Origin of the sequence: Vagococcus proximus (assembly GCF_029143285.1) — a bacterium.
GTDB lineage: Bacteria > Bacillota > Bacilli > Lactobacillales > Vagococcaceae > Vagococcus_D > Vagococcus_D proximus.
Window position 1 is genome coordinate 461,173 of sequence record NZ_JAPDSH010000001.1, and the last position, 24,888, is coordinate 486,060.

21 protein-coding genes are annotated in these 24,888 nt (G+C 35.6%); 19 read left to right on the forward strand and 2 right to left on the reverse strand.

Translation table 11 applies throughout. The annotated features are described in order from the left end of the window. Window positions 1–17: 17 nt before the first annotated feature. The gene (locus tag OL233_RS02210; RefSeq protein WP_275470730.1) at window positions 18–1,049 is read right to left on the reverse strand and encodes a YdcF family protein; all 1,032 of its coding nucleotides are present in this window, start codon (window positions 1,047–1,049) and stop codon (window positions 18–20) included. 334 nt (window positions 1,050–1,383) lie between these two features. Here OL233_RS02210 and abc-f point away from each other — a divergent pair, with 334 nt between their 5' ends. The 11 genes from abc-f (at window position 1,384) to OL233_RS02265 (ending at window position 13,390) form a co-directional block, all read left to right on the forward strand. Then, window positions 1,384–3,000, forward strand: a complete 1,617-nt coding sequence (gene abc-f / locus OL233_RS02215) for a ribosomal protection-like ABC-F family protein (RefSeq protein WP_275470731.1) — start codon at window positions 1,384–1,386, stop codon at window positions 2,998–3,000. A gap of 215 nt (window positions 3,001–3,215) precedes the next feature. Next, window positions 3,216–4,094, forward strand: a complete 879-nt coding sequence (locus OL233_RS02220) for a shikimate dehydrogenase (protein ID WP_275470732.1) — start codon at window positions 3,216–3,218, stop codon at window positions 4,092–4,094. A gap of 1 nt (window position 4,095) precedes the next feature. Continuing rightward, window positions 4,096–5,127: a 3-deoxy-7-phosphoheptulonate synthase gene (aroF, locus tag OL233_RS02225; RefSeq protein ID WP_275470733.1), complete on the forward strand. Its 1,032-nt coding sequence runs from the start codon at window positions 4,096–4,098 to the stop codon at window positions 5,125–5,127. A 25-nt stretch (window positions 5,128–5,152) separates the two neighbouring features. After that, window positions 5,153–6,223 (forward strand): 3-dehydroquinate synthase, encoded by a 1,071-nt coding sequence (aroB, locus tag OL233_RS02230; RefSeq protein ID WP_275470734.1) that lies wholly within the window; start codon window positions 5,153–5,155, stop codon window positions 6,221–6,223. A gap of 19 nt (window positions 6,224–6,242) precedes the next feature. After that, the gene (gene aroC, locus OL233_RS02235) at window positions 6,243–7,409 is read left to right on the forward strand and encodes a chorismate synthase (protein ID WP_275470735.1); all 1,167 of its coding nucleotides are present in this window, start codon (window positions 6,243–6,245) and stop codon (window positions 7,407–7,409) included. Window positions 7,410–7,426: 17 nt separating this feature from the next. Beyond that, a complete protein-coding gene (aroA, locus tag OL233_RS02240) occupies window positions 7,427–8,722 on the forward strand; it encodes a 3-phosphoshikimate 1-carboxyvinyltransferase (RefSeq protein WP_275470736.1) in 1,296 nt (431 codons plus the stop codon). Window positions 8,723–8,730: 8 nt separating this feature from the next. Continuing rightward, complete coding sequence (locus OL233_RS02245) at window positions 8,731–9,234, forward strand: shikimate kinase (RefSeq protein ID WP_275470737.1); 504 nt, start codon at window positions 8,731–8,733, stop codon at window positions 9,232–9,234. Between the two features lie 104 nt (window positions 9,235–9,338). After that, window positions 9,339–10,223, forward strand: coding sequence for a hypothetical protein (locus OL233_RS02250; protein ID WP_275470738.1), 885 nt, complete (start codon window positions 9,339–9,341; stop codon window positions 10,221–10,223). Window positions 10,224–10,310: 87 nt separating this feature from the next. Beyond that, on the forward strand, window positions 10,311–11,159 hold the full coding sequence (locus OL233_RS02255; RefSeq protein WP_275470739.1) for a DegV family protein: 849 nt from the start codon (window positions 10,311–10,313) through the stop codon (window positions 11,157–11,159). Between the two features lie 114 nt (window positions 11,160–11,273). Then, a complete protein-coding gene (locus tag OL233_RS02260; RefSeq protein ID WP_275470740.1) occupies window positions 11,274–12,137 on the forward strand; it encodes an Rgg/GadR/MutR family transcriptional regulator in 864 nt (287 codons plus the stop codon). 47 nt (window positions 12,138–12,184) lie between these two features. Further along, the gene (locus OL233_RS02265; RefSeq protein WP_275470741.1) at window positions 12,185–13,390 is read left to right on the forward strand and encodes a multidrug efflux MFS transporter; all 1,206 of its coding nucleotides are present in this window, start codon (window positions 12,185–12,187) and stop codon (window positions 13,388–13,390) included. A 24-nt stretch (window positions 13,391–13,414) separates the two neighbouring features. Here OL233_RS02265 and OL233_RS02270 read toward each other — a convergent pair whose 3' ends face one another. Further along, window positions 13,415–13,600, reverse strand: coding sequence for a DUF2929 family protein (locus OL233_RS02270; protein ID WP_126830485.1), 186 nt, complete (start codon window positions 13,598–13,600; stop codon window positions 13,415–13,417). A 142-nt stretch (window positions 13,601–13,742) separates the two neighbouring features. On the opposite strand from OL233_RS02270, the gene dnaE reads away from it, so the two are divergent. The 8 genes from dnaE (at window position 13,743) to dprA (ending at window position 24,869) form a co-directional block, all read left to right on the forward strand. Next, a complete protein-coding gene (dnaE, locus tag OL233_RS02275; protein ID WP_275470742.1) occupies window positions 13,743–17,075 on the forward strand; it encodes a DNA polymerase III subunit alpha in 3,333 nt (1,110 codons plus the stop codon). A gap of 170 nt (window positions 17,076–17,245) precedes the next feature. Beyond that, entirely contained in the window at window positions 17,246–18,208 is a 963-nt protein-coding gene (pfkA, locus tag OL233_RS02280) for a 6-phosphofructokinase (RefSeq protein WP_275470743.1), read from the forward strand. Between the two features lie 55 nt (window positions 18,209–18,263). Next, a complete protein-coding gene (gene pyk, locus OL233_RS02285; RefSeq protein WP_275470744.1) occupies window positions 18,264–20,024 on the forward strand; it encodes a pyruvate kinase in 1,761 nt (586 codons plus the stop codon). A gap of 138 nt (window positions 20,025–20,162) precedes the next feature. After that, window positions 20,163–21,617, forward strand: a complete 1,455-nt coding sequence (locus OL233_RS02290; RefSeq protein ID WP_275470745.1) for a S41 family peptidase — start codon at window positions 20,163–20,165, stop codon at window positions 21,615–21,617. A gap of 123 nt (window positions 21,618–21,740) precedes the next feature. Continuing rightward, a complete protein-coding gene (lepB, locus tag OL233_RS02295; RefSeq protein WP_275470746.1) occupies window positions 21,741–22,283 on the forward strand; it encodes a signal peptidase I in 543 nt (180 codons plus the stop codon). Between the two features lie 31 nt (window positions 22,284–22,314). Then, entirely contained in the window at window positions 22,315–23,175 is an 861-nt protein-coding gene (gene ylqF / locus OL233_RS02300) for a ribosome biogenesis GTPase YlqF (protein WP_275470747.1), read from the forward strand. Further along, on the forward strand, window positions 23,168–23,941 hold the full coding sequence (gene rnhB / locus OL233_RS02305) for a ribonuclease HII (protein ID WP_275470748.1): 774 nt from the start codon (window positions 23,168–23,170) through the stop codon (window positions 23,939–23,941). The genes ylqF and rnhB overlap by 8 nt, the downstream gene beginning before the upstream one ends. A 52-nt stretch (window positions 23,942–23,993) precedes the next feature. Next, window positions 23,994–24,869, forward strand: a complete 876-nt coding sequence (dprA, locus tag OL233_RS02310; RefSeq protein ID WP_275470749.1) for a DNA-processing protein DprA — start codon at window positions 23,994–23,996, stop codon at window positions 24,867–24,869. Window positions 24,870–24,888: the final 19 nt, after the last annotated feature.

Genomic DNA, 24,888 nt, shown 5'->3' on the forward strand with positions numbered 1-24,888 from the left:
AGGTCACTTCTTTTTTATTATCCAAATAATGTTGTTAGTATAGGGATGATAGTTGTAATAAAGAGTATTCCGATTACAATGAGGTGTCTTTTTTTAGTCATAACAAGATATCCGATATATTCTCTTATGAAAGCAGTAGGCAGGTAGTAGAATTTTGTTTGGGCGCCGATGCCTCTAAATGATAGGCCGAGATTACGTGCTAGTATTCCAGCTCTAAGGAGGTGATAGTTGTTCGTTGCAACGACAACTTTTTTAGAGTGAAAGCTAGCAATATTATCTTTTTTGGAGGCTAACTCTTGTGAGTATAAAATATTTTCTCGAGTTGTTGTTGAACGATCTTCGAGATAAACTTTTTTTGGCTGATATCCTTTTTCATTGATGTAGTTTGCCATCGCTTGTGCTTCTGAGATGAGTTCATCGGAACCTTGACCACCAGACATGATAAGTGTTGGAGCGTGGTCATATTTTTTTAACTGCTTATTGTAGAGCTTGATACCAGCCTCGATTCTACTAGCAAGTAAAGGTGTAACCTTATCACGATTAAGTCCAGCTCCAAGTACAATAATATAATCTACTTTGCCAAAAATTGGATAGAAATTGTAAAGGACTGCAGTCAGTGTGAATAAAACAAAAGTTATAGCGAAGTAAACGAATGACATGTTAATGAAGCTAAAAACTTTTAAAAGACTCTGATTTTTAATTCTGTTATTTGATAAAAATAAGAGGATTTCAATAAAAATTAAACCTGTAGCCACGCCAAGTGGGAGCATATTGCTTAATGATGGTCGTTCTCTCTTTAATAATATTCGCTCATTCCAAAATAGAGCAATAATCATAGCGTAGATTCCAAATAGTGCGACAAATACAAGTAGTAGTGCAATAATTACACCTAAAAAATAGGCAATAGGTGCGGATACTCTTTCTATTAAAAAGAAGATGAAAATACCAAAAATGCTAAAAAAGCACAAGAACCAGAAACCGGTCCATAGACTAGTTGGTTTACGAGTAACCCATATAAAAAATAAAAGTGTGGGAACGAGTAGTAACATAAGAAGCATAAGTGTCATAGATTTAATCCTTTCTGTTGTGTTATATTATAAAATAAGTATAACATGAAATGGATAGACTTGATTAATTTTAGAGTTGTTGCTATAATGTTGTAAAATTAAGAAAGTAAGAGGTATCAGTACATGAAGTTATAATCTTATTGAAAATTTAAACACTATGTTTAAAACAATGGGATTAGTCTGCGCTGATATACAATTCGTATAGATGGGACCTTTTGAGGTACCCTTTTGCCTATCTAATCCTTCCGAAACTGGGAGGATTATTTTTATATCCTCCTTTTTATAACGAAAGGAGATGTTATTTATTAATACTATAATGACATTAAGTAATTTAAAATTAAAAATTAAAGAGCGTGACATAGTTAATATAAAACAAGTGAGTGTTGATAGTGACTCTATAATAGGTTTAATAGGAGCAAACGGAAGTGGAAAATCAACATTACTCAACTATATTGTAGGTTATCCACGTCCAGAAGAGATTGTTATTTCAGGTGATATCATTTCTAAAGTTAAAAATATTGGTTATTATGAGCAAGAAATAAGCAGCTATCATTCAGACTCTAAAGAGATAGACTATTCATTACTTAGTAAGCATGGTTTGGACGATTGGAAGAAAGTGTCTAACTATATTCGGATGAGTGGTGGTGAAAAAAGTAAGAGAAGGTTGTTAGATAGTTTTTCTGAAAAGACAGACTTACTTATTTTAGATGAACCAACCAATCACCTTGATCAAAAAGGTTTAGATGAGTTAGTTGAACTAATAAAGAGTTATAAAGGTGCTATTATCCTTGTGTCTCATGATCAATCGTTTATAGAGAAGACGTGTAATACTATTTGGGAAATAAAAGATGAAACGTTAATTACTTTTAAAGGAAAGCTGTCAGAATATGAGGAAGACAGCCAGCGAAAACTTAAAGAGAAGCAACGTGTGATGAAGAAGAAAGTGAAAGAGCAAAAACAACTTGAGAAAGAGTTGCAATCGTTAAAAAATTGGTCAGCGTCTGCCCATGCGCAGTCGACTAAACAAGAGTTCCCTAAAGAATTCTATCGTTCTAAAGCAAAGAGAATGGATAGTCAACGGAAATCAGCAGAAAAAAGATTGACTAAAAAAATAAAAGAATCAGATGAGATTACGATAAAGCAAGATAAAGTTACCCATTACGATTTTGATACAGGGCAATACAAAAAAGGAAAAGCTATCTTATTAGATGAGGTTAGTTTTAGCTTTGGTAATCATAAGGTACTTGATAACGTATCACTGACTATTAATTTTGGTGATAAGTTAGTGATTAAAGGATCCAATGGAAGTGGAAAAACAACCTTATTTAAACTCGTTACAGGTGAGTTAGTGGGGGACAAGAGGCCCTGGGTTTCAGAGTTCGCTAAAATAGGGTATTTGAAGCAAAGTATAGATGAAAAAAATGAGGAGACATTGGAAGACTATGTTTCTTTAACACCAGATACAAGACATCGTTTCGTTCTTTTAGCAACACAACTAGGATTTAGTCTTGATCAATTACAACAAGAGGTGTCCTCGTTTAGTATGGGAGAACAGTTAAAAGCCAAATTATTATATTTTATGATGAGAGAAATGAATGTTCTTATATTAGATGAGCCGACGAATCACTTAGACTATCCCTCTAGACAAGCGTTAGAGAGTGTACTAAAAGATTATCCTGGGACGATCATTTTCGCCTCTCACGATGAGAGGTTTGTTGAATCAGTGGCAACAGATGAGTACACATTAGGTAAGAAAATAAATAAACCAGTCGCAAATGATGTAATTGTGAAAAAGAAATCAAAATTACTTTTACAAATGGAAAAAGATCGTTTAATAAGTGAGTTGAGTTTACTTTCACAAGGAACTGACGAATATTCGTCTAAAAACGAACGTTTTACGAAAGTTATAAAAACGTTAAAAGAGTACGAGTAATAACGATTATAGCTGTTTGACATGACTCTAATAAAAAGGCTATACTTAATAGAATCGTTTGATCAGTATGAGGATAGTTAAACCCTAATTTATCTTGTGTAGACCTTTCTTTTGGCTTTTAAAAGCATAGAGATACTCTCTGGGATTTAATTATGAGATAAAACGATTACCTTTTCGGGTAGTCGTTTTAATTTTTAGTAAAGTGAGGGACTAGTATGATGATTCCTGATGGAAAGACAAGGTGGGCAGCGGTTATTGCTTCACCAATCGGACATAGCTTATCGCCCTTGATTCATAATACAGCGTTTAAAACGCTAGGCATTAATGCCATCTATCTAGCATTTGATGTGTCAGAGCAAGAATTAAATGATGCTTTTTTAGGTTTAAAGGTATTTAAAGGACTAGGGTGTAATCTCTCTATGCCAAACAAACAACGTGCTTTGGAGTATGTTGATCAAATAAGTGAAGAAGCGCAGTTAATCGGAGCTATCAATACGGTTGTGAATAGTGAAGGTAATTTGATTGGACATAATACAGATGGTCGAGGTTTTATTAAGAGCTTGGAATCGGAAAATGTTTCTGTAAAAGATAAACGAGTGACTGTTCTAGGATCTGGAGGCGCTGGATTATCGATAATTGTAGCTTTGGCTTTGTCGGATGTAAGGGAAATCAAAGTCTTCAAACGACTGAATGATAGTTTCGAAACAGTCAACGACAAGCTCAAATTTATAGCCGAACAGACAGGCTGTGAGATAGAATTGTTTCCTTTGGGATCGGGTGACCGTTTAACTAAGGAGATTTCTATGAGCGATATATTAGTCAATACAACTAGTGTTGGAATGGGAAAAAACTCTTCTGAAAGTTTAGTTAATGACACGTCTTGCTTAACGCCATCATTAGTAGTGGTGGATATTATATACAATCCCAAGGAAACGAGATTGTTAGCTGATGCGAGAGTAAAGGGCTGCCAAACGATTAATGGGCTGGGGATGCTTATTTATCAAGCGGCAGAAGCATTTAAATTATGGACAGGACAGGATATGCCTGTTGAAGACGTAAAAAAAGCAATACTAGAGCATGAAAGGAATTTGTAAGATGACAGATAGTTTAAGAATAGAAATGAAAAGTGAGAGTATTTCTTCTGATGTGACAGCAGTTGTTCAACAATTAGAAGCGGCAGGTCTGACTGTCTCAGTTAATGATGCGACACCAATTTACTTAAGTGTTCAAGGAGACATATCAGAGTCGTTTGTGACTGCACTTAAAAATAATCCTATCATTGCTGATTTAAAAGAGATAACAGGAACATATAAATTAACAAGTCGAGAGTTTCATCCAGGGAACAGTATAATTAAAGTGGGTGATATCGAAATAGGCGGTGCTGATTTTGTAACGATGGCAGGGCCTTGTTCAGTGGAGACATTAGATCAAATGATGACCTGTGCCAAAATTGCTCATGAGGGCGGTGCTAAGGTTCTTCGGGGTGGTGCGTTTAAACCCAGAACGTCGCCGTATGCTTTTCAAGGGTTAGAAGAGGAAGGGCTTATTTACTTACGACAAGCCGCAGATGAGTATGGCTTAAAAGTTATTACTGAGGTTATGGACGAGGCGAATTTAGAACTTGTTTGTAAGTATACTGATATTATACAAATCGGAGCACGGAATATGCAGAATTTTAGATTGCTAGAAGCCGTGGGAAAAACAACTAAGCCAGTAGCGTTGAAGCGCGGAATTTCTGGAACGATTGATGAATGGTTACATGCTGCTGAGTATATCGCAGCACAAGGCAATTCAAATATTATTTTTGTAGAACGTGGGATTAGGACCTACGAAACAGCAACTAGAAATACGTTTGACGTAAGTGCCGTGCCTATTATTCAAAAACTCAGTCATTTTCCAATTATTGTAGACCCGAGTCATGGTGTTGGGATTTGGGACATTGTTCCGCCAATGGCTCTTGCTGGTGTGGCCGCTGGAGCATCAGGAATGATTGTTGAAATTCATCCGACTCCCTCAGAGGCTTGGTCAGATGGGCCACAGTCTTTGAATGAAAAAAATTATTTATCTATGATGAAAAAAGTTACAATTCTTAGTCAAACGATGAAAGAATTAACTCAACTTGATTAACCAAAACCAACAAAGGAGAACGTTTATGAAAGTATGTGTTCCTTTAAAAACAACACCGTATACGATTACTTTCTGTAAAGGTGGCTTAAGTACCATCGGGGGCTGGCTTAGTGATATATGGGAGCCCCAACGTGTGGCAATAATCACTGATAAGACAGTCTCAAACTTATATTTAGAGTGTGTCAGTGTGAGTTTGAAAAAGGCTGGGTTTGAGGTCTCTCATTTTGCAATTGAACCAGGTGAAGCAAGTAAAAGCCTTCAGATGGCAGAAGTATTATTTCACTGGTTAGCAGAAGAAGGGCTAACTCGGAGTGATGGAATTATAGCTTTAGGTGGAGGTGTTGTAGGTGACTTAGCAGGATTTGTCGCGTCAACATATATGAGAGGCATTCACTTTGTACAAGTGCCAACAACACTTCTTGCACAAGTTGACAGTAGCGTGGGTGGTAAAACGGCTGTTAACACCGCAGTTGCTAAAAACTTAGTCGGTAGTTTTGCTCAACCGTCTGGGGTATTCATCGATACGACGACTTTACATACATTATCTGAAAGACGTGTCAAAGAGGGATTAGCTGAAATTATAAAAACAGCAGCTATTCTTGATGCCAAACTTTGGGAAACGTTAAGTGGGTTTGACTCGCTTGCTGATTTTCTGAAAGAATCAGATGCAGTTATTGCGAGGTGTTGTGAATTAAAGGCATCAGTCGTTTTAGAAGATGAGTTTGATAATGGTAAGAGACTTATTTTAAATTTTGGCCATACGATTGGTCATGCCATTGAAGCAACAAGTGGTTATGGTGTTGTGACTCATGGAGAAGCGGTAGCGTTAGGTATGGTTCAAATTAGCCAAAGAGCAGAGGATAAAGAGTTAATACCTAAAGGGCTGACGCGTGATATCAAGAAAATGCTAATCAAGTTTGGATTGAATACCCACATAGATAAATGGGATGAAGAAGCATTACTAGAGGCTATCGCTCATGACAAAAAAAAGCGTGGTAATACTCTAAAATTGATTTTATTAGAAACAATTGGTGAAGCAAAAATTGTCACTTTGCCAATCGAAGAAATAGCAAGCTTTTTGAAACGTTTAGACTAAGAAAAGGAGAGGGTTTATAGTGCGTTTTCTTACAGCAGGAGAGTCACATGGTCCTGAGTTAACGGCAATCATTGAAGGTTTGCCTGCAGGTATGCCATTAGACGTAGAGATGATAAATAAAGATTTAAAAAGACGTCAGGTTGGTTACGGTCGTGGTGGTAGAATGAAAATAGAACAAGACCAAGTTAGGATTACATCAGGACTAAGACATGGTAAAACATTAGGTTCTCCCTTAACATTAGTCATAGAAAATAAAGACTGGAAAAATTGGCAGTCGGTTATGGGGATAGATCCTGTTACTGAAAAAGAGAAAGTAAAACGTCAGGTAACCAGACCACGTCCGGGTCATGCTGATTTAGTTGGAGGCATTAAATATAATCATCGTGATTTACGTAATGTTTTAGAGCGATCTTCTGCACGTGAAACAGCTGTAAGAGTTGCAATTGGTGCTGTATCGAAAGCTATATTATCAGCCTCAGGTTGTGAAGTAATGGCTCATGTTATTGAAATAGGTGGAGTTGAAGCAAGTATATCTGAAGGCATGTCCCTAGCTGATTTAAAAATCAAGTCGGAAAGTTCAGATGTTAGATGTAGTGATGAGAATGCCGCAGGTTTAATGCGCGAAGCGATCGATAGAGCAAAGAAAGAGGGCAATACATTAGGTGGTATTGTTGAAGTCATTGTAACAGGTCTACCGATTGGTTTGGGCAGCTACACACAGTGGGATCAGAAATTAGATGGAAAACTGGCGCAAGCTATGTTGAGTATAAACGCATTTAAAGGTGTTGAATTTGGTGTCGGGTTTGAAGCTGCTCGATTGCCAGGTAGTGATGTGATGGATGAAATCATATGGGACCAAGCACAAGGTTACACACGTAAAACAAATAGACTAGGTGGTTTTGAAGGTGGTATGACCAATGGAATGCCTGTTATTGTTAGAGGGGTTATGAAACCTATCCCTACATTATATAAACCGTTGGAAAGTGTTGATATCACCACTAAAGAAGTTTATACAGCTAGTGTCGAGCGTTCTGATTCGTGCGCTGTACCAGCAGCAAGTGTTATTGCGGAAGCTGTAATAGCTACAGAATTAGCTAAGGCTCTTTTAGATAAATTTGATGGAGATTCTTTCGTTAAATTAACTGAAAACATTAAAGAATACAAAAACTATACAACAGAGTATTAGGATATAAGGGGAAGAAAATGAAACTTAAAACAAATGTTACGAAACTAGTTGGAAAAGTGATAGTTCCTGGCGATAAGTCAATTTCACATAGAAGTATTATGTTAGGTGCCATGGCTTATGGTACAACTGTTGTTAATAATTTTTTATTAGCAGAAGATTGTTTAGAAACGGTTATTCTTTTTAAAACGTTAGGTGCTGATATTGAAGTGGATAGTGAGACTGCTACTGTTACGATTAATGGTGGTGGACTACAATCGTTAACTCAACCGAATGAAGATTTATATGTTGGGAATTCTGGTACAACAATGCGTTTAGGTTTAGGTGTTTTATCAGGTGTTCCGTTTATGACACGATTTAAAGGCGATGAATCTTTATCTAAGCGTCCGATGGAGCGTGTAATGGCGCCGTTAAGAGAGATGATGGCTATTACTTTTTCTGAAAAAGGTGGTGATACCCCACCAATTATTATGCTTGGAACATCACGTTTACGCGGTAGAACCCATAAAATGACTGTTGCAAGCGCTCAAGTAAAATCAGCTATTTTATTAGCGGGTCTATCTGCAACAGGTGAAACGGTTGTCGAGGAATTAGAACAAACCAGAAATCACACAGAGCAAATGATCCAACAATTTGGTGGTGAATTGACGGTTTCGGATAAAACAATACGTTTGATTGGCCCACAAGTTTTAACTGGAACAACTGTTGTTGTACCAGGGGATATATCGTCTGCTGCGTATTTCATTGCTGCAGGTGTTTTAGTGAAGGATAGTGAAATCACACTACCTAATATAGGATTGAATCCAACAAGAACAGGGATCCTTAATGTGTTGGAGTCAATGGGAGCACAGTATAAAATAAAAAATAAGACAGAAGGTTCGGAGCCTAGAGGAACTATTAAAGTGTGTTCTAGTGACCTTAAAGCTACAACAATCGAAGGCAATATTATTCCAACATTGATTGATGAACTGCCAATAATTGCTCTATTAGCCACACAAGCTGACGGAAAAACAATTATTAAAGATGCAGCGGAGTTAAAAGTGAAAGAAACAAATCGTATAGATCTAACTGCTGAAGAGTTAAATAAGATGGGTGCTAAAGTTACCCCAACTGAAGACGGATTAATTATTGAAGGGCCAACACCTTTAAAGGCCGCAAAGGTATCAAGTCATGGAGATCATCGTCTAGGTATGATGTTATCGGTCGCCGCATTACTTGTTAAAGATGGCGATGTTGAATTGGAAAATGTTGATTCAATTCGAGTATCTTACCCATCATTCATCGAGGATTTGACTAATCTAGTAGAAAGTAAATAGGTGGTTGTATGTTATTTTTAGTAGGCTTTATGGCATCGGGAAAAACAACGGTTGGCTCGCAACTGGCCTCTACTTTGGATAGGGGTTTTTGTGATTTGGATTGTAAATTTGAAGATATGACGCAGATAACTATTCCAACCTTTTTTGAAAAATTTGGTGAAAAAGCGTTTAGAGATAAGGAAAGTGAAATACTTTGTGATGTGATAAACGAATGTTCAAAAAAGGTTTTTGCAACAGGTGGGGGTTGTGTAGTACGTGAAAAAAATCGTGTATTGCTTGACGGGCAACATGTTATTTATTTAAAAGTCCCATTTGATGTTATATATGAGCGTCTCACTACTAAAAATAAAAGAATACGTCCATTAGCTAATACGACATCTAAAGAAGAGTTACATTCTCTTTATGAAGAACGACAAAAGTGGTACAATTCCGTTTCCACTCATTGTATTGAGTGTGAGGATCTGAATTCTAATGAAATTGTAAGGTTGATTTTAAAAGAGCTGAGTCATTAAGCTTATAAATTTATTAAGCATAAGTCATATATCTTTATAATTGCACTAAAATCTATTATTCTTATTTTATGGTCTTTTAAATAAAGGTAAAGAGGTGACGATGTGTGAGTTCTCCTTATAAGGGGCAAAAATTAGGACTGAGTGGGGTTATTCGTTCGTTTGGGAAATTATTTTTATTTATTCTTATTATGTGTATTGCATACTGTTATTATAACTATACCCAGGGCAAACGATTATCAGAAAATGATATAAACTACAAGGAACCGACTGAAATGATTTATAAGGGTAAAAAAAATCGGAATGGCAGTATCAGCAGTATAATAATCATAAACAAAGGCAATGATTATTCAAAACGAGAAGCAAGTGCAATCATGTTTGTGGACTATTACGCGAAAGATAAAACGCCTCGTTTAATATCTTTTTTTCCGCAAGCGATAATCGAAACGAGTTCTAATCAAAAAACGACATTGGCAGATTGCTTCAAGCAAGATGGACCAGAAGGGGTTCGAGCATTGCTTAAAGAAAGTTTAGGTTTGGATTCCAACTATTACTGTGTGTTATCTCCCTATGCTTTAGAAAAAAGTATGGAAGGGCTAATCCCTAATGGGGCGACTTTTCAAACTTCGGCCCCATTCACTACCAAATCAAATTTTATTGATTATGCAATAGGAAATGGACAGGAAGATAATGAGTTGGCAGAGATAACAAAAGATCAGCTTGTATTTGAAGAATTGCATAGAGTCAGCTTTACCTTGAAGAACAGTTTACATGTTCCAAGAGGAATAGGAAATGCACACGGCTATATGGCAACAAACTTACCTGGGAGAGCCTATACAGGTATTTTAAAAGATTTAATATTAGGTCAAAATAAACCATTAAAAAAAATAATTTTACCCATAGAGTATTTGGTTAATGGGAAAGATAACAAAAAAAATGTTACAATAGACGATGAAAAAAACAAAAAAATAGTACATGAGTTTTTAAACTAGGAAAAGTTTTTGAACATAGAGCTACATGTTTTTTTAAACCTATAGTATAATAGGAACATGCACGAAGAAAAAAGTGAGGTTATTTTTATGAAAACGGCAATTGTGACGGACAGTACAGCTTACTTGTCTGATGAAATTAAAAATCACCCGGATTTATATATTATTCCAATTCCTGTAATTTTGGATGGAAAAATTTACAATGAAGGTATTGATATTGAAGCAAATGATTATTACGATTTATTAAATAACAGTAAGGAATTCCCAACGACCTCTCAACCGTCTATTGGTGAAGTACTTGAGTTATTTCAAGAACTAGCTAACAAAGGATATGAACGCGCTATTAGCATTCACCTGTCATCAGGTATTTCAGGGTTTGTTAATAACCTAATGGCAATGGCTCCTGGTATTGAAGGTATTGATGTTCGTCCATTTGATTCAAAAATTACAAGTATGCCAATGGGCTATATGGTAAAAACAGCCCTTGAAATGGTAGAGGAAGAACAAGATATTAATACTATCTTTGAAAAATTAGAGTTAATTAGAAGTAATACAGATGCGTACTTAGTTGTAGATGATTTGAATATCCTAGTTAGAGGTGGACGTCTTAAAAATGGCGCTGCTCTTATCGGAAGTTTATTGAAAATTAAACCAATTTTAAAATTTGATAATGGTGATATTATTTTATCAGAGAAAATTAGATCAACTAAAAAAGCGTTGTCACGTGTAGAAGATTTAATGGCAAAAAAACAAAAGAAAACAAAAGAGGACTTAAAGTTCTTCATTATTCATGCAAATAGCTTAGCCATTGCTGAGCTTGAGAAAAAAGAGATGGAAGAAAAATACCCTGGTATTGAGATTGAAATTGGACATATTGGCCCAGTTGTCGGAACTCATATTGGAGAGAAAGCAATTGTATTTGCTTGGTGTGGTAAATAGTTTTAGCTATTATTTTACTTATTTTTAATTACCACTGAGAAAAAGACAAGTGAGACAGTCACTTGTCTTTTTCTGTATTATTATCTTTTTATAAAGCTAGATTAGGAGGATTTGATGAAAGAGTATGGAAAGACTGTAAGAATAATTAGACAAAATAAACAACTCTTGCAGAAAGAAGTTTATGAAAATTTGGTAGTAAAAAGTTTTGCAATTCGCTTTGAAAAAGGTGAAGTGATGTTACAATATGATACCTTTTTAGAAGTATTAAACCGATTGAATGTAACGCCAGACGAATTCCATTTTATACATAATGATTACAAGATGATAGAAGAAAAGACAGTTTGGTCAGAGCTAATACTGGCAATTTCTACTGGGAATGATCGTAAACTACATAGTATTTATCAATCATATAAGGATAGTAAAGTTATTTTTGAACGTGTCTTGGCATTTTTAGCAAATGCAATTGATTGTTATAATCCGCAACGATCAGACCCACATGCTGGTTTAGATAAAAACGAAGTTAAGGCTGTTTACAACTATTTTAAAGGACAAGATAGATGGACATTGGATGAAATTACAATTTTTACGACGTGTCATTATATTTTTACGAGTTTAGAACAACAACGTTTGCTTAAAAGATGTTATCCTAGTTTACGGTTATATAGAGGATATCCTTTGTATAATGAAGGTATGGTGACCTTGTTGAGCCATTATGTTTTAGATTGCTACCATAAAGGTGAAATTAAAGAGGCGAACGCTTGGTTTGTCAAATTAAAATCTATTCCGACAACTAAGGATGAATTATCACTTAGGTTACGCCAGTTGTTATGTGAGGCCTATTATTGCTATGCTAAAGGGCAGAAGAGTGAAGCTGAACAGCTAATTAAAAATCAATTGTTTATTTTGGAAACGTTAGGGCTTGAAAATGAAGCTGAAGGAATTAGTCGTTCTTACAAACGCTTTAAAGAAAATAATTAGCCACTGTCTTAGCAGATAAAACTAAAATAAGAAAATGAGGGGAAAGCATGAAAGTAGATTGGAAACGTAATATGTATATTGCATGGGCGGGTTGTTTTTTTACAGGCGCAAGTTTCAGTTTAGTCATGCCCTTTATACCCGTATATATTGAAAGTTTAGGGGCTCCCAAAAATATGATAGAGTTTTATTCGGGAGTGTCAATCAGTATTACTGCACTAGCGTCTGCATTAGTTGCACCTATATGGGGTAGTTTAGCGGATAGAAAAGGGCGTAAGTTGATGATGGTTAGAGCTGCAGCAGGTATGACTTTTACCATGGGGGCGTTAGCATTCGTTCCTAATGTATACTGGCTGCTAGCTATGAGATTTATGACTGGGATACTTTCGGGATATGTTCCGAATGCAACGGCTATGATCGCTTCTCAAGTCCCCATGGAAAAAAATGGGTGGGCACTTGGAACTTTAGCGACAGGAACTGTTGCAGGAAGTTTAATTGGCCCTATGATGGGTGGATTGTTAGCTCAAACTTTTGGAATGAAAAATGTGTTTATTATCACAGGAACTGTTCTATTTATTACAACAATTTTAACGGTATTTTTTGTAAAGGAAGACTTTACACCAGTCTTGAAAAAAGATGTTATCTCAACAAAAGATTTATTTACACAAATCAAAAATCCAGGAATGCTATATGGTATGTTCGCAACAACGCTAATTTTACAAATTGGGATTACAAGCATTTCTCCAATTTTAACGTTGTATATACGTGAGTTGGGTGGCGATATGTCTAATATTTTGTTTGTATCAGGTATGATTGTTTCAATATCAGGACTTTCCGCGTTTATCTCTTCACCTATTTTAGGTAAAATAGGTGATCGGTTCGGTAATCAAAACGTCCTACTTGGAGGACTTTTATTTTTCCTTTGTACAATAATTCCTATGGCTTTTGTCACTACACCATTTCAGTTAGGGGTTCTTAGGTTTTTAATGGGATTTTCAACAGGGGCACTAATGCCATCAATTAATTCAATTATCAGTAAAATTAGTCCTAAAGAAGGAGTCAGCCGGATTTTTAGTTATAATCAAATGGCACAAAATTTCGGGCAGGTATTTGGTCCATTGGTTGGTTCAACAATAGCGAGTAGTTTTGGTTATCAAAACGTATTTATCGGAACAGGATGTTTTATAGTTCTTAATATTTGTTTGTCACTTTATAATTTCAGAGGGACAATCGGTAAGAAAATTAGATACAAATAAAAAGAAGCCTAACTAGGCTTCTTTTTATTTTGTTGCTTGTTTAGTTGTAGGTTTAGAAACCACTGCGACTAGGCAGACAACGACTGCTAATAGGACAGAACCCATTAGCCCTTGTTCGAAGCTGTATAACGTGTGGCTTAGAGTTGAACCAAGAAACGCTACAACTTGTCCTAAGATTAAAGACCATAATAATACGATTGCATAACGCATTAGCTACACCTCTTTTCACTTTCGTATTTTATCATATAATGAATTGTTTAACAAAGAAAATATTATTTGAGTGATTATCAGCTAGGGCGATTTACTTGTATTTCATGTTATAATAGTGAGGATATTAAGAGGAGGTGCTTGAGTGATCACGGCACAATTACAAACACTGAGTTGCTACTCTTTGTTACAAAGTACAAATAAAATTGAAGAATTAGTGAGAACGGCAAAAGACTATGGCTATCAAGCGATGGCTTTGACTGATCTAAATATTATGACAGGTGCAGTTGAATTTTATAAAAGTTGTAAAAAAAATGGGGTTAAACCGATTATTGGATTGACATTAGACTATCACTTGTCAGATGAACAGCCAATAAAATGTAGAATGCTTTTATATGCCAAAGATCAAAAAGGCTATGAGAATTTGATGAAGATTTCGTCGGCAAAGATGGAACGTGATTCAAACGAGCCTTTCTATTTTTCAGAATTTTTCGAGCTACTAAATAATATTGTGATTATTGAACCTGAGCAGGGGTCACAATTAAGTTTTTATTATCAAAAGCAGGAAAATGAGCAGCTTAGAGCCTATTTGTCAAAATTAACTTATCATATGCAGAATGAAATGTTTTATGCAGGTGTTTCTCTTTATCCAGAAAATACCCCTCAAGCAAGCTGGTTAAGTTTGTTAGAAGCCAATAAAATAGAACCTATTGCGCTTCATGATGTGCGCTATCTACATCCTCAAGATGCTTTTTCAGTAGCTGTTTTAAAGCATCTTGAGGCAGGAACTAAGATTACGACTGAAGAAATAGGAGAGTCAGGTTCCTTGTATTTATCAAAGCCATCAGATTTTACTACCGTTTACACAACGCATAAGTTAGAACGTGCTGTCATAAATACTGATAAGGTGGCAGGAATGTGTGATTTTTCTATGCAATTTAATCAAACACTTTTACCACATTATGATGTACCAGATAATAAAGACGCCTCTTTATTTCTACGTGAGTTATGTTTAGAGAGTTTACCTAAGCGAATCGATAATCCAGGCCAAGAGTATCTTGAACGACTAGATTATGAGCTTTCAGTAATTGAGGAAATGGGATTTGTCGATTATTTTCTGATTATTTGGGATGTGATGATGTTTGCTCAAAGAGAAGATATTTTATTTGGACCAGGTCGGGGATCCGCTGCAGGATCTTTAGTGTCGTATTTAACGTATATTACGCATGTTGATCCTATTAAATATGATTTATTATTTGAACGCTTTTTAAATAAAGATCGATATACGATGCCTGATATTGATTTAGATATCCCTGATAGACGTCGTGATGAGGTGTTACAGTACGTGAACTCTCGATATGGTCATCACTGTGTGTCTCAAATTGCTACGTTTGGGACACTGGCTGCTAAAATGGCGCTTAGGGATATTTCTAGAGTATTTGGGTTGAATCAAAATGAAATTGGTCAGTGGTCAAAAGCATTTCCTGCAAGAGGTAAGCATACATTAAAAGAAGCGTATAAAGAATCGAAAACTTTTCGTGAGCTGGCAGAAAGTTCTGATAAAAATCGGTTAATTTTTGAGGTTGCCTCTAAAGTAGAAGGGCTACCAAGACACCTTTCGACCCATGCGGCAGGAGTTGTCATTAGTGATCAAGATTTGACTCAATGGGTGCCTCTACAAGAGGGGAGTAATACTATTCCCTTGACACAGTTCACGATGAACGATGTTGAGGAAATCGGCTTGCTTAAAATGGATTTCTTAGGTCTAAAAAACTTAACAATTATTGATGATACAATGAAAAATATTGCCTATACTACTGGTAAAAAAATAGATTTGCTAAATATACCTTTAGATGATGATGCCACGTTGAAGTTATTTAGAAAGGGTCAAACAACAGGGATTTTTCAATTTGATTCTCAAAATATAAAGAATGTATTGAAAAAATTAGGTCCGACCTCACTAGAGGATGTAGCAGCCGTAAGTGCGCTACATCGACCAGGTCCGATGGCTAATATTGATATATTTATCGATCGGAAAAAAGGGAAGGTTCCTGTGACTTATATACATGAGTCATTAAAACCAATATTAGATGTCACGTATGGCGTTATTGTTTATCAAGAACAAATTATGAAGATTGCGAGTGTTATGGCAGGTTTTTCACTAGGTGAAGCAGATATTTTAAGACGTGCCATTGGCAAAAAGAAAAAAGAGGTTTTAGATGAGCAGCGTGATCATTTTATTAAAGGCTCCTTAAGTCAGGGATATGATGTAGCTGTGGCTTCGGAAGTCTATGATTATATTGAACGATTTGCGAATTTTGGTTTTAATAGATCTCACGCTATAGCTTATGGGTTTGTATCCTATTGGATGGCATATTTTAAAGTTCATTACACAGGAGAATTTTTTTCAGCACTACTTCATTCAGATCGTCAAAATACTGCTAAAGTCAAAGAGTATTTATTAGATGCCACACGGATGGGGCTGAAACTCGTATCACCAGATATTAATAAGGCAACGTTTAGTTTTAGTTTTCAAAAAGATGTTCTTGTTTTTGGTTTAAGTGCTATTAAAGGTGTTCGTAGTGATTTTGCTAAAAGTATCATTGCGAATCGCAATAACGAAGGTAGCTTTAATTCATTGAAAAATTTTCTGATGAGGATGGAAGAAAAGTGGCTTAAAGAAGACCATATCTTGCCTTTAATCTATAGCGGTGCGTTTGATAAGCTTCATCCGAATAGAAAAGAATTAGTTGATGAATTAGGAGCGTTATTAAAAAGTATTTCGTATAGTGCGGGGAGTCTAGATTTACTAGATATTTTGAGTCCTAAAAAAGAAGAACATGCTGACTATACGGTAGGAGAAAAATTAGACCTTGAGGCTGACTATCTAGGAATGTATATTTCCGGACATCCGGTTGATGATTTTAAAATTGTCAGACTTATAAAAAATGTCACAACAATTGATCAGTTGCAAGAAAAAATGACACGAACTATTTTTATATATGTAAAAAATATAAAAGTGATTCGAGCAAAAACGGGAGAAAAGATGGCGTTTTTGGAAGGCAATGATGGGACAGGTGAGCTATCATTAACGTTATTTCCCGTTATTTACAAGCAAGTATCTGAATTGTTAGAATTGGATAAAGTATTAGTTGTGACAGGGAAAGTCGAACGAAGTAGTTATACTCAAAGTTTACAGATGTTAGTCAATAATGTTGAATCAGCAGATGAGTTGGCTAAAAAAATGGGACCTAAAGTATGTTATATAAAAATACCAGCAGATAAATACAGCCAAGATATTGTAGAGCAGTTAATGACTATTTTGAAGAAATACAAGGGTCAATGTCCAATAATTTTATTTAATGAGCAAAGTGCACAAAAAAATATTTTAAATGCCGAACTTTGGGTAAAAGAGTCCGTGGAATTAAAAAATGAGGTATGCTATTTATTAGGAAAAAGTACAATAATCTTCCAATAATTGTGATTTTAGTAATTAGTCAGTAATTTTTCATAGTATTTTCATATTTTGAAAGACTTTTTACTGTAAAAATGGTAGAATTATGACGTTGTAGTATTGTATACTGTTATTAAAGTAAAAAATACTTAAATATAACAAATTAAATAAAAATTTATTGAGGTGAGTTAACTATGAAACGTATTGCTATTTTAACAAGTGGTGGAGATGCTCCAGGAATGAACGCTGCAGCTCGCGCAGTTACTCGTAAAGCTATTTACGAAGGTATGGAAGTATACGGTATTAATTATGGTTACGCAGGTTTGGTTGCCGGAGATATTCGTAAATTAGAAATCGCTGATGTTGGGGATATTATCCAACGTGGAGGAACTTTCTTATATTCAGCTCGTTACCCGGAATTTGCTACTCAAGAAGGACAATTAAAAGGTATTGAACAACTTAAAAAATTCGGTATCGAAGGATTAGTTGTTATTGGTGGAGATGGTTCTTACCATGGTGCGTTAGCTTTAACAAAACATGGCTTCCCAGCAGTGGGTATTCCAGGAACTATCGATAATGATATTCCAGGAACAGATTATACAATTGGATTTGATACAGCTATTAATACTGTATTAGATGCGGTTGATAAAATTCGTGATACTGCTACATCACACGTTCGTACGTTTGTAATTGAAGTGATGGGCCGTAATGCTGGCGATATCGCTCTTTGGGCAGGTGTTGCTGGTGGTGCTGACGTTATCGTTGTTCCGGAACAAGAGTTTGATATGAAAGATGTTGCAACTAAAATCGCTGAAGGTCGTGAGCGCGGTAAGAAACACTGCTTAATCATGTTAGCTGAAGGTGTAATGCCAGGACATGAATTTGCTGAAAAATTATCAGAATATGGTGATTTCCATGAACGTGTATCAGTATTAGGTCATATTGTTCGTGGTGGTTCTCCAACTGCTCGAGATCGTGTACTTGCAAGTAAATTTGGTGGTAAAGCAGTTGACCTACTTAAAGAAGGCAAAGGTGGACTTTGTGTTGGAATCCGTAACGAGGAAATCGTTGCTGCAGACATCGTTGACACTTTAGAAAATGGCAAACATAAGCCAGATATGTCTTTATACACATTAAATCAAGAAATTTCTTTATAATCTAAAAGCTTTATTATAGATGATACAAAATACAGAATATAGGAGCGTTATTGTAATGAAAAAAACTAAGATTGTATGTACCATTGGACCAGCTAGTGAAACAGTTGAAACATTAGCTCAATTAATGAACTCAGGAATGAACGTTTGTCGTTTAAACTTCTCTCATGGAGATTTCGAAGAACATGGTAACCGTATCAAAAATATCCGTGAAGCTTCAAAACAAACAGGTAAACGTGTTGCTATTCTTTTAGATACTAAAGGACCAGAAATTCGTACGCATGATATGGCTGGCGGATCAAAAATTACAATTGTTAAAGGATCAACTGTTCGTATTTCAATGACTCAAGTTGAAGGAACTCCTGAAAAATTCTCAGTAACATACCCTGAACTAATTAATGACGTTACACCAGGATCACACATCTTATTAGATGATGGTTTAATTGACTTAGAAGTATCAGAAATTGATAAAGCTGCAGGCGTAATCGTAACAGTTGCTCAAAATGAAGGATTATTAGGAAGCAAAAAAGGTGTTAACGTTCCTGGCGCTTCGATCAACTTACCAGGTATCACACCTAAAGATGCTGCAGATATCGAATTTGGTATCCAAAATGATATCGACTTTATCGCTGCAAGTTTCGTACGTCGTCCAAGCGATGTATTAGAAATCACTAAAATTTTAGACAAACATGATGCCACTCACATCCAAATCATTTCTAAAATTGAAAACCAAGAAGGTATCGATAACTTAGACGATATCTTAAAAGTTTCTGATGGTTTAATGGTTGCTCGTGGTGACTTAGGAGTAGAAATTCCAACTGAAGAAGTACCAGTTGCTCAAAAATTAATGATTAAAAAATGTAACGAATTAGGTAAAGTTGTTATTACTGCAACACAAATGCTTGATTCTATGCAAAAAAATCCTCGTCCTACACGTGCTGAAGCGAGTGATGTGGCAAATGCTATCTATGATGGTACAGATGCTATCATGTTATCAGGTGAAACAGCTGCAGGGGATTACCCAGTAGAAGCTGTTCAAACAATGCATAACATTGCTGTTCGTACTGAAGAAGCTCTAGTAGAACAAGATGCTTACGCTCTTAAAAACTATGCTCAATCAGATATGACTGAAGCGATTGGTCAATCAGTTGGTCATACAGCTAAAAACTTAGGTATTAAAACAATCGTTGCTGCGACTGAATCTGGTCACACTGCACGTATGATTTCTAAATACCGTCCAAAATCACATATCGTTGCGATTACATTCGAAGAACGTAAAGCGCGTGGTTTAGCATTAGCTTGGGGCGTATTCCCAACGGTTACTGAAAAACCAGCTTCAACAGATGATATGTTCACATTAGCTACTGAAGTTTCTCAAGAACAAGGTTTCGCTTCAGAAGGTGATTTAATCATTATCACTGCAGGTGTTCCAGTTGGCGAACGTGGTACAACTAACTTAATGAAGATTCAACTAATTGGTTCTAAATTATTAGAAGGTCAAGGCGTAGGCCGTGAAGCTTTCGTTGGTAATACAGTTGTTGCTGCTACTGCTGAAGAAGCAAATGCTAACGCTACTGAAGGCTGTGTCTTAGTTGTTAAAACAACTGACAAAGATTACATGCCAGCTATTGAAAAAGCAGGAGCTTTAATTGTTGAAGAAGGTGGCTTAACTTCTCACGCAGCTGTTGTTGGTATCGCTAAAGGTATTCCAGTAATCGTTGCAGCTACAGATGCTACAACTAAGATTGCTGCTGATACATTAGTTACTGTTGACCCTCGTCACGGTATCGTATCAAGTGGTTTGAAATCACAAGCATAATTTAAGAAATGTTTAAAAGACTAGGAATTTCCTAGTCTTTTTTTTGCATTATAGAGACAAAGTAACTAAGTTTCTTTCTTTTGTGTTAGAATAAGGAGACAATTTTTTGTTAAAACAGAAGAGAAAGAAAGTGACACAATGACTAAACGTAAACGACCAGATGTACCCTATAAGCAATACATAATTTCATTAATTTGTATGGGGATTATTGCTGGTGGCGGTGCTTATAAAATAACAGAAATGCGCTATGATCAAGAAAGAAACCAACTTGCAACAGTTATGCCGCATTTTGATGAGATGATGAAAATTAATACAACGTATGAAACCATCAGAAACTCATATGTTGGTAAAGTTAAAAATGAAGAGTTGGTTGATGGTGCTATTAAGGGAATGACACAAGCTTTAAACGATCCTTATTCAGATTATTTTAGTGGGAAAGAATTCGATGAATTAAATGAGACAATCTCAGGATCATTTGCTGGTATAGGAGCAGTAATGACAGTGAAAGATAACAATCTAGTGATAGCAGAACCGCCTGTTAAAAACTCACCTGCAGAGAAAGCTCTCTTAAAAGCTGAAGATATCATTTTGAAAGTCAATGGGAAAGCAACTAAAGGAAAAGAACTAAGTGAAGTTGTTAAAGAAGTTCGAGGAGAAAAAGGAACTAAAGTTAAGTTGACAATTCAACGTGGAGAAGAGATTTTTGATAAATCATTAGTTCGTGACGATATTCCTGTAGAGACAGTTTTTGGGGCTATTTCTAAAGATAATAATAAAATTGGTTCGATTATTATTAGTAACTTTTCAGAACGAACAGCAGTAGATTTAAAAGACCAGATTGAAGTCCTTCGAAAAGAAGGTGCTCAAGCTTTTATTATTGATTTAAGACAAAATCCAGGCGGCTTATTAGATCAGGTTGCTGAAATGAGTAGTATGTTCTTAAAGGATGGTAAAACAATTGTTCAGTTTGAAGATAAAGACGGAAATAAAGAAGCTTTAAAAGCTAACAAAGGTGTCGATAAAGGCTTTAAAGTGAAAGAACCGGTAGTAGTTCTTGTTGATGAGGGCAGTGCGAGTGCTTCGGAGATTTTTGCAGCAGCTTTAAATGAGTCAGCTGGTGTCCCTATCATAGGTACAAAAACGTTTGGTAAGGGAACAGTTCAAACTGTTCAGCCACTTTCTGAAGAGAGTGAGTTAAAATTAACAACTAATAAGTGGTTAACTCCTAAAGGAAATTGGATACATAAAAAAGGATTAGAGCCAACTATAGCAACAGAATATCCTGATTTTGCTTATCTTGCCCCAATAGGCAGAGATATGACGTATCAGGAAGGTATGACAGGTAAGGTGATGGTTAATATTAACGGAATTTTAGCGGGGATAGGTTATGAGGTAGATGCTAAAAGTGATAAATACGATGCCCAAACTAAAACTGCTGTTAGTGAGCATCAAAAGAAATTTGATTTACCTGTTACAGGAGAGATTGACAATGACACAGCTCATAGTTTAGAAAAAGAATTAGCGAAAAAAATTATCGATAATGATGAGACGATGACTAAGGCACTGGAAGAAATCGTCAAAAAAATAAACTAAATTATCTCACTCTATCTTAATGTGTTAAGTAGAGTGAGCTTTTATTTTATAAAAAGTATTAAAAGAGTAGCCAATCCCTCTTTTTTTTATTATGATAGGTATAGTGTATGATAGGAGGGTACTATGAAAGACTATATACTAGAAAAGTTCTTCTATTGGGCTAAAATGGTTATTTTGGCATGTGTATTAGTTTTTATAATTAGAGGCTTTCTTTTCATTCCGATGAAAGTAGATGGAAATTCAATGGAAACAACACTGAAGCCGAATGATCAATTGGTTTATGAAAAAATTTCTAAAATCAAAAGATTTGATGTGATTATATTTGAAAATGAGGATGGTTCTATCTATATTAAACGAGTGATAGGGCTGCCGGGTGAACACATAAAATATGAAGATGATGAGTTGTATGTTAATGGCAGTAAATTAGAAGAAGCTTTCTTAGGACAAGCAAAAATTAAGCGTGACAGTAATCAATATACGACAAACTTTGATTTGAAAGAAATGACTAACCAGGAAACATTATCAGATGATGGGTATTTTGTTTTAGGTGATAATCGTAGGTTAAGTAAAGATAGTCGTTCATTTGGTGAAATCAAGGCTGATAGAATTATTGGTAAGGCTCGCTTTATTTACTATCCTTTGAAAAATTTCGGTAGAATAAAATAAGTTGTTAGATAGAAAGTTGGAGAGAAGAGTTATGACAATACAATGGTTCCCAGGACATATGGCAAAAGCCAGAAGAGAAATTACAGAAAAATTAAGATATGTAGACATGGTATTTGAATTGGTAGATGCTAGATTACCTTTATCAAGTCGTAATCCGATGATGGATGATATTGTTCAACAAAAACCACGTCTTATTTTATTAAATAAAGCAGATTTAGCAGATCCAAGAGAAACGGATAAGTGGAAGCACTATTTTGAGGAAAAAGGGCATGCTGCGTTGGTTATTAACTCACATGAAGGCAAAGGAATAAAGCAGATTGTACCCAAGTGTAAAGAAGTATTAAAAGAAAAACGTGAGCGTCAACAAGCCAAAGGGATGAAACCTCAAGCAATTCGCGCAATGGTTATAGGGATTCCTAACGTTGGTAAATCGACACTGATGAACCGTTTAGTAAAGAAAAATATAGCTAAAACAGGTAATAAACCTGGCGTTACTAAAGGACAACAATGGTTAAAAGCAGGCAATGATTTGGAGTTGCTTGATACACCAGGTATTTTATGGCCCAAATTTGAAAATCAAGCGATTGGGAAGAAGTTAGCCTTAACAGGTGCAATTAAAGATAACTTACTTCATTTAGACGACTTAGCAATCTATGGCTTAGAGTTCTTTGGGACTCACTATCCCAAAGACATAAAAAACCGTTATAATTTTACGGATGAAGAGATGGAATTAACACCTGTCGATCAACTCGTATTGATTACGAAAAAACGTGGTTTTAGAGATGATTATGACCGTGCTAGTGCCATGTTTATTCAAGAAGTACGTGCAGGTATGGTTGGAAGATATACATTAGACAGATATAATGAAATGCGAGAGGATTTTAATGACTAAAGGTTTGACGATAAGTGATATTAAAGAAAAGTTACAAACAGTAACAACTCAAACGGACCCATTTTTCAAAATTATTTCTGAGGATGAACGTAAAGGCGTTCAGAAATTGATTGAGTCATGGAAAAAGGATCAATTAAAAAAAGAAAAGATTAAAGAGCATTCTGAGTTCATGTGCCGTTATGAGCGTGCAGGTTTAGAGAAAGGGTACAAAATGATAGCGGGTATTGATGAAGTAGGTAGAGGTCCCTTAGCAGGTCCTGTCGTGGCTGCTGCTGTTATTTTACCTAAAGATTTTGAAGTTCTTGAGATTAATGATTCTAAACAATTATCTGAAAAAAAGCGAGACGATTACTATGATTTAATCATGGAGCAAGCTGTTGCAGTATCTGTGGGACTTGTTGACGAACGTGAGATTGATAATATTAATATTTACCAGGCAACAAAATTAGCAATGAAAAAAGCAGTCGGCAAATTGTGTTTTAAACCAGATTATTTATTAATTGATGCCATGGTTTTAGAAGATGTTGAAATCGATCAAGAGAGTATTATCAAAGGCGATGCTAAAAGTGTATCCATTGCTTGCGCTAGTATTGTGGCAAAAGTAACACGGGATCGAATGATGAAAGATTTTGATAAACAGTATCCAGGTTATGGTTTTGGTAATAATGCTGGTTATGGTACTAAAGAACATTTAAATGGGCTTGAAAAATTGGGCGTGTGCCCGATTCATCGACGTACATTTGCACCAATTAAAAATATGATTTAAAGATAAACCTTTTTTCTGCGTATCATTTCTAAAAGCAGAAAGAAGGTTTTTTATGTATGATGTAAAATTTATGTTTTTTAAATTGAAACATTGTCGGGGAATTTCGAATAAAGAGTTAGTTTGCTTATTTGAGAAAAGAGAAGACTGTGACTTAACAAGACTTTCAGCAAGAAATTTAGCTGAATTGTTAGGTATCAAGAACAGCAAATTGGAAAGGTTTTTAACTAGCTATCAACAAATAGCAGATAATCCAACCATATGGATAGACTACTACAAACATAAGGAGTTCTTATTTATTTTGGATGATAACTATCCAGATTACTTAAAGGAAATTTATAACCCGCCAATAGGATTGTTCTATCAAGGAGATATTAGTTTATTGCAAACGCCCTGTATAGCTATAGTAGGCTCTAGAGATGCTTCTTCTTACGGCAAAGATATTATCAAGGAAATAGTCCCTGGACTTGTTAGAAGGGGGCTAACGCTTGTTAGTGGGTTGGCTAGTGGCATAGACACTGCTGCTCATCAAGAATCAATATATAATAAAGGAAAAACGATAGGTATCATTGGATGTGGTTTAGATAGAATTTATCCTAAAGAGGGGAAACATCTGCAAACATATATGGGAAAAAATCATTTGGTATTATCTGAGTATCCGGAGGGAACACCACCACTTCCGTATCATTTTCCAGAACGAAATAGAATTATTGCAGGGGTATCATTAGGGACTTGTGTTATAGAAGCAAAAGTGAGGAGCGGCAGTCTTATTACAGCATCGTTAAGTTTGGAGATGGGACGAGAGGTTTTCGCCGTTCCGGGGTCTATATTGGGTTCTGGAAGTATTGGATGTTTGAAATTAATACAAGAAGGTGCCAAGTGTGTCACGTGCGCCAAAGATATTTTAGATGAATTAATATATAAGATTTAAGCAAAAAATGACATAATAT

Excerpts from the sequence above, each read along its gene's own strand:
- rnhB (WP_275470748.1), top strand. The coding sequence starts at position 23,168 with ATGACTAAAGGTTTGACGATAAGTGATATTAAAGAAAAGTTACAAACA.
- OL233_RS02220 (WP_275470732.1), top strand. The coding sequence starts at position 3,216 with ATGATGATTCCTGATGGAAAGACAAGGTGGGCAGCGGTTATTGCTTCA.
- lepB (WP_275470746.1), top strand. The coding sequence starts at position 21,741 with ATGAAAGACTATATACTAGAAAAGTTCTTCTATTGGGCTAAAATGGTT.
- OL233_RS02260 (WP_275470740.1), top strand. The coding sequence starts at position 11,274 with ATGAAAGAGTATGGAAAGACTGTAAGAATAATTAGACAAAATAAACAA.
- dprA (WP_275470749.1), top strand. The coding sequence starts at position 23,994 with ATGTATGATGTAAAATTTATGTTTTTTAAATTGAAACATTGTCGGGGA.
- OL233_RS02210 (WP_275470730.1), bottom strand. The coding sequence starts at position 1,049 with ATGTTACTACTCGTTCCCACACTTTTATTTTTTATATGGGTTACTCGT.
- OL233_RS02270 (WP_126830485.1), bottom strand. The coding sequence starts at position 13,600 with ATGCGTTATGCAATCGTATTATTATGGTCTTTAATCTTAGGACAAGTT.
- OL233_RS02245 (WP_275470737.1), top strand. The coding sequence starts at position 8,731 with ATGTTATTTTTAGTAGGCTTTATGGCATCGGGAAAAACAACGGTTGGC.
- abc-f (WP_275470731.1), top strand. The coding sequence starts at position 1,384 with ATGACATTAAGTAATTTAAAATTAAAAATTAAAGAGCGTGACATAGTT.
- pfkA (WP_275470743.1), top strand. The coding sequence starts at position 17,246 with ATGAAACGTATTGCTATTTTAACAAGTGGTGGAGATGCTCCAGGAATG.
- aroA (WP_275470736.1), top strand. The coding sequence starts at position 7,427 with ATGAAACTTAAAACAAATGTTACGAAACTAGTTGGAAAAGTGATAGTT.
- aroB (WP_275470734.1), top strand. The coding sequence starts at position 5,153 with ATGAAAGTATGTGTTCCTTTAAAAACAACACCGTATACGATTACTTTC.
- OL233_RS02290 (WP_275470745.1), top strand. The coding sequence starts at position 20,163 with ATGACTAAACGTAAACGACCAGATGTACCCTATAAGCAATACATAATT.
- OL233_RS02265 (WP_275470741.1), top strand. The coding sequence starts at position 12,185 with ATGAAAGTAGATTGGAAACGTAATATGTATATTGCATGGGCGGGTTGT.
- OL233_RS02255 (WP_275470739.1), top strand. The coding sequence starts at position 10,311 with ATGAAAACGGCAATTGTGACGGACAGTACAGCTTACTTGTCTGATGAA.
- pyk (WP_275470744.1), top strand. The coding sequence starts at position 18,264 with ATGAAAAAAACTAAGATTGTATGTACCATTGGACCAGCTAGTGAAACA.
- aroF (WP_275470733.1), top strand. The coding sequence starts at position 4,096 with ATGACAGATAGTTTAAGAATAGAAATGAAAAGTGAGAGTATTTCTTCT.
- ylqF (WP_275470747.1), top strand. The coding sequence starts at position 22,315 with ATGACAATACAATGGTTCCCAGGACATATGGCAAAAGCCAGAAGAGAA.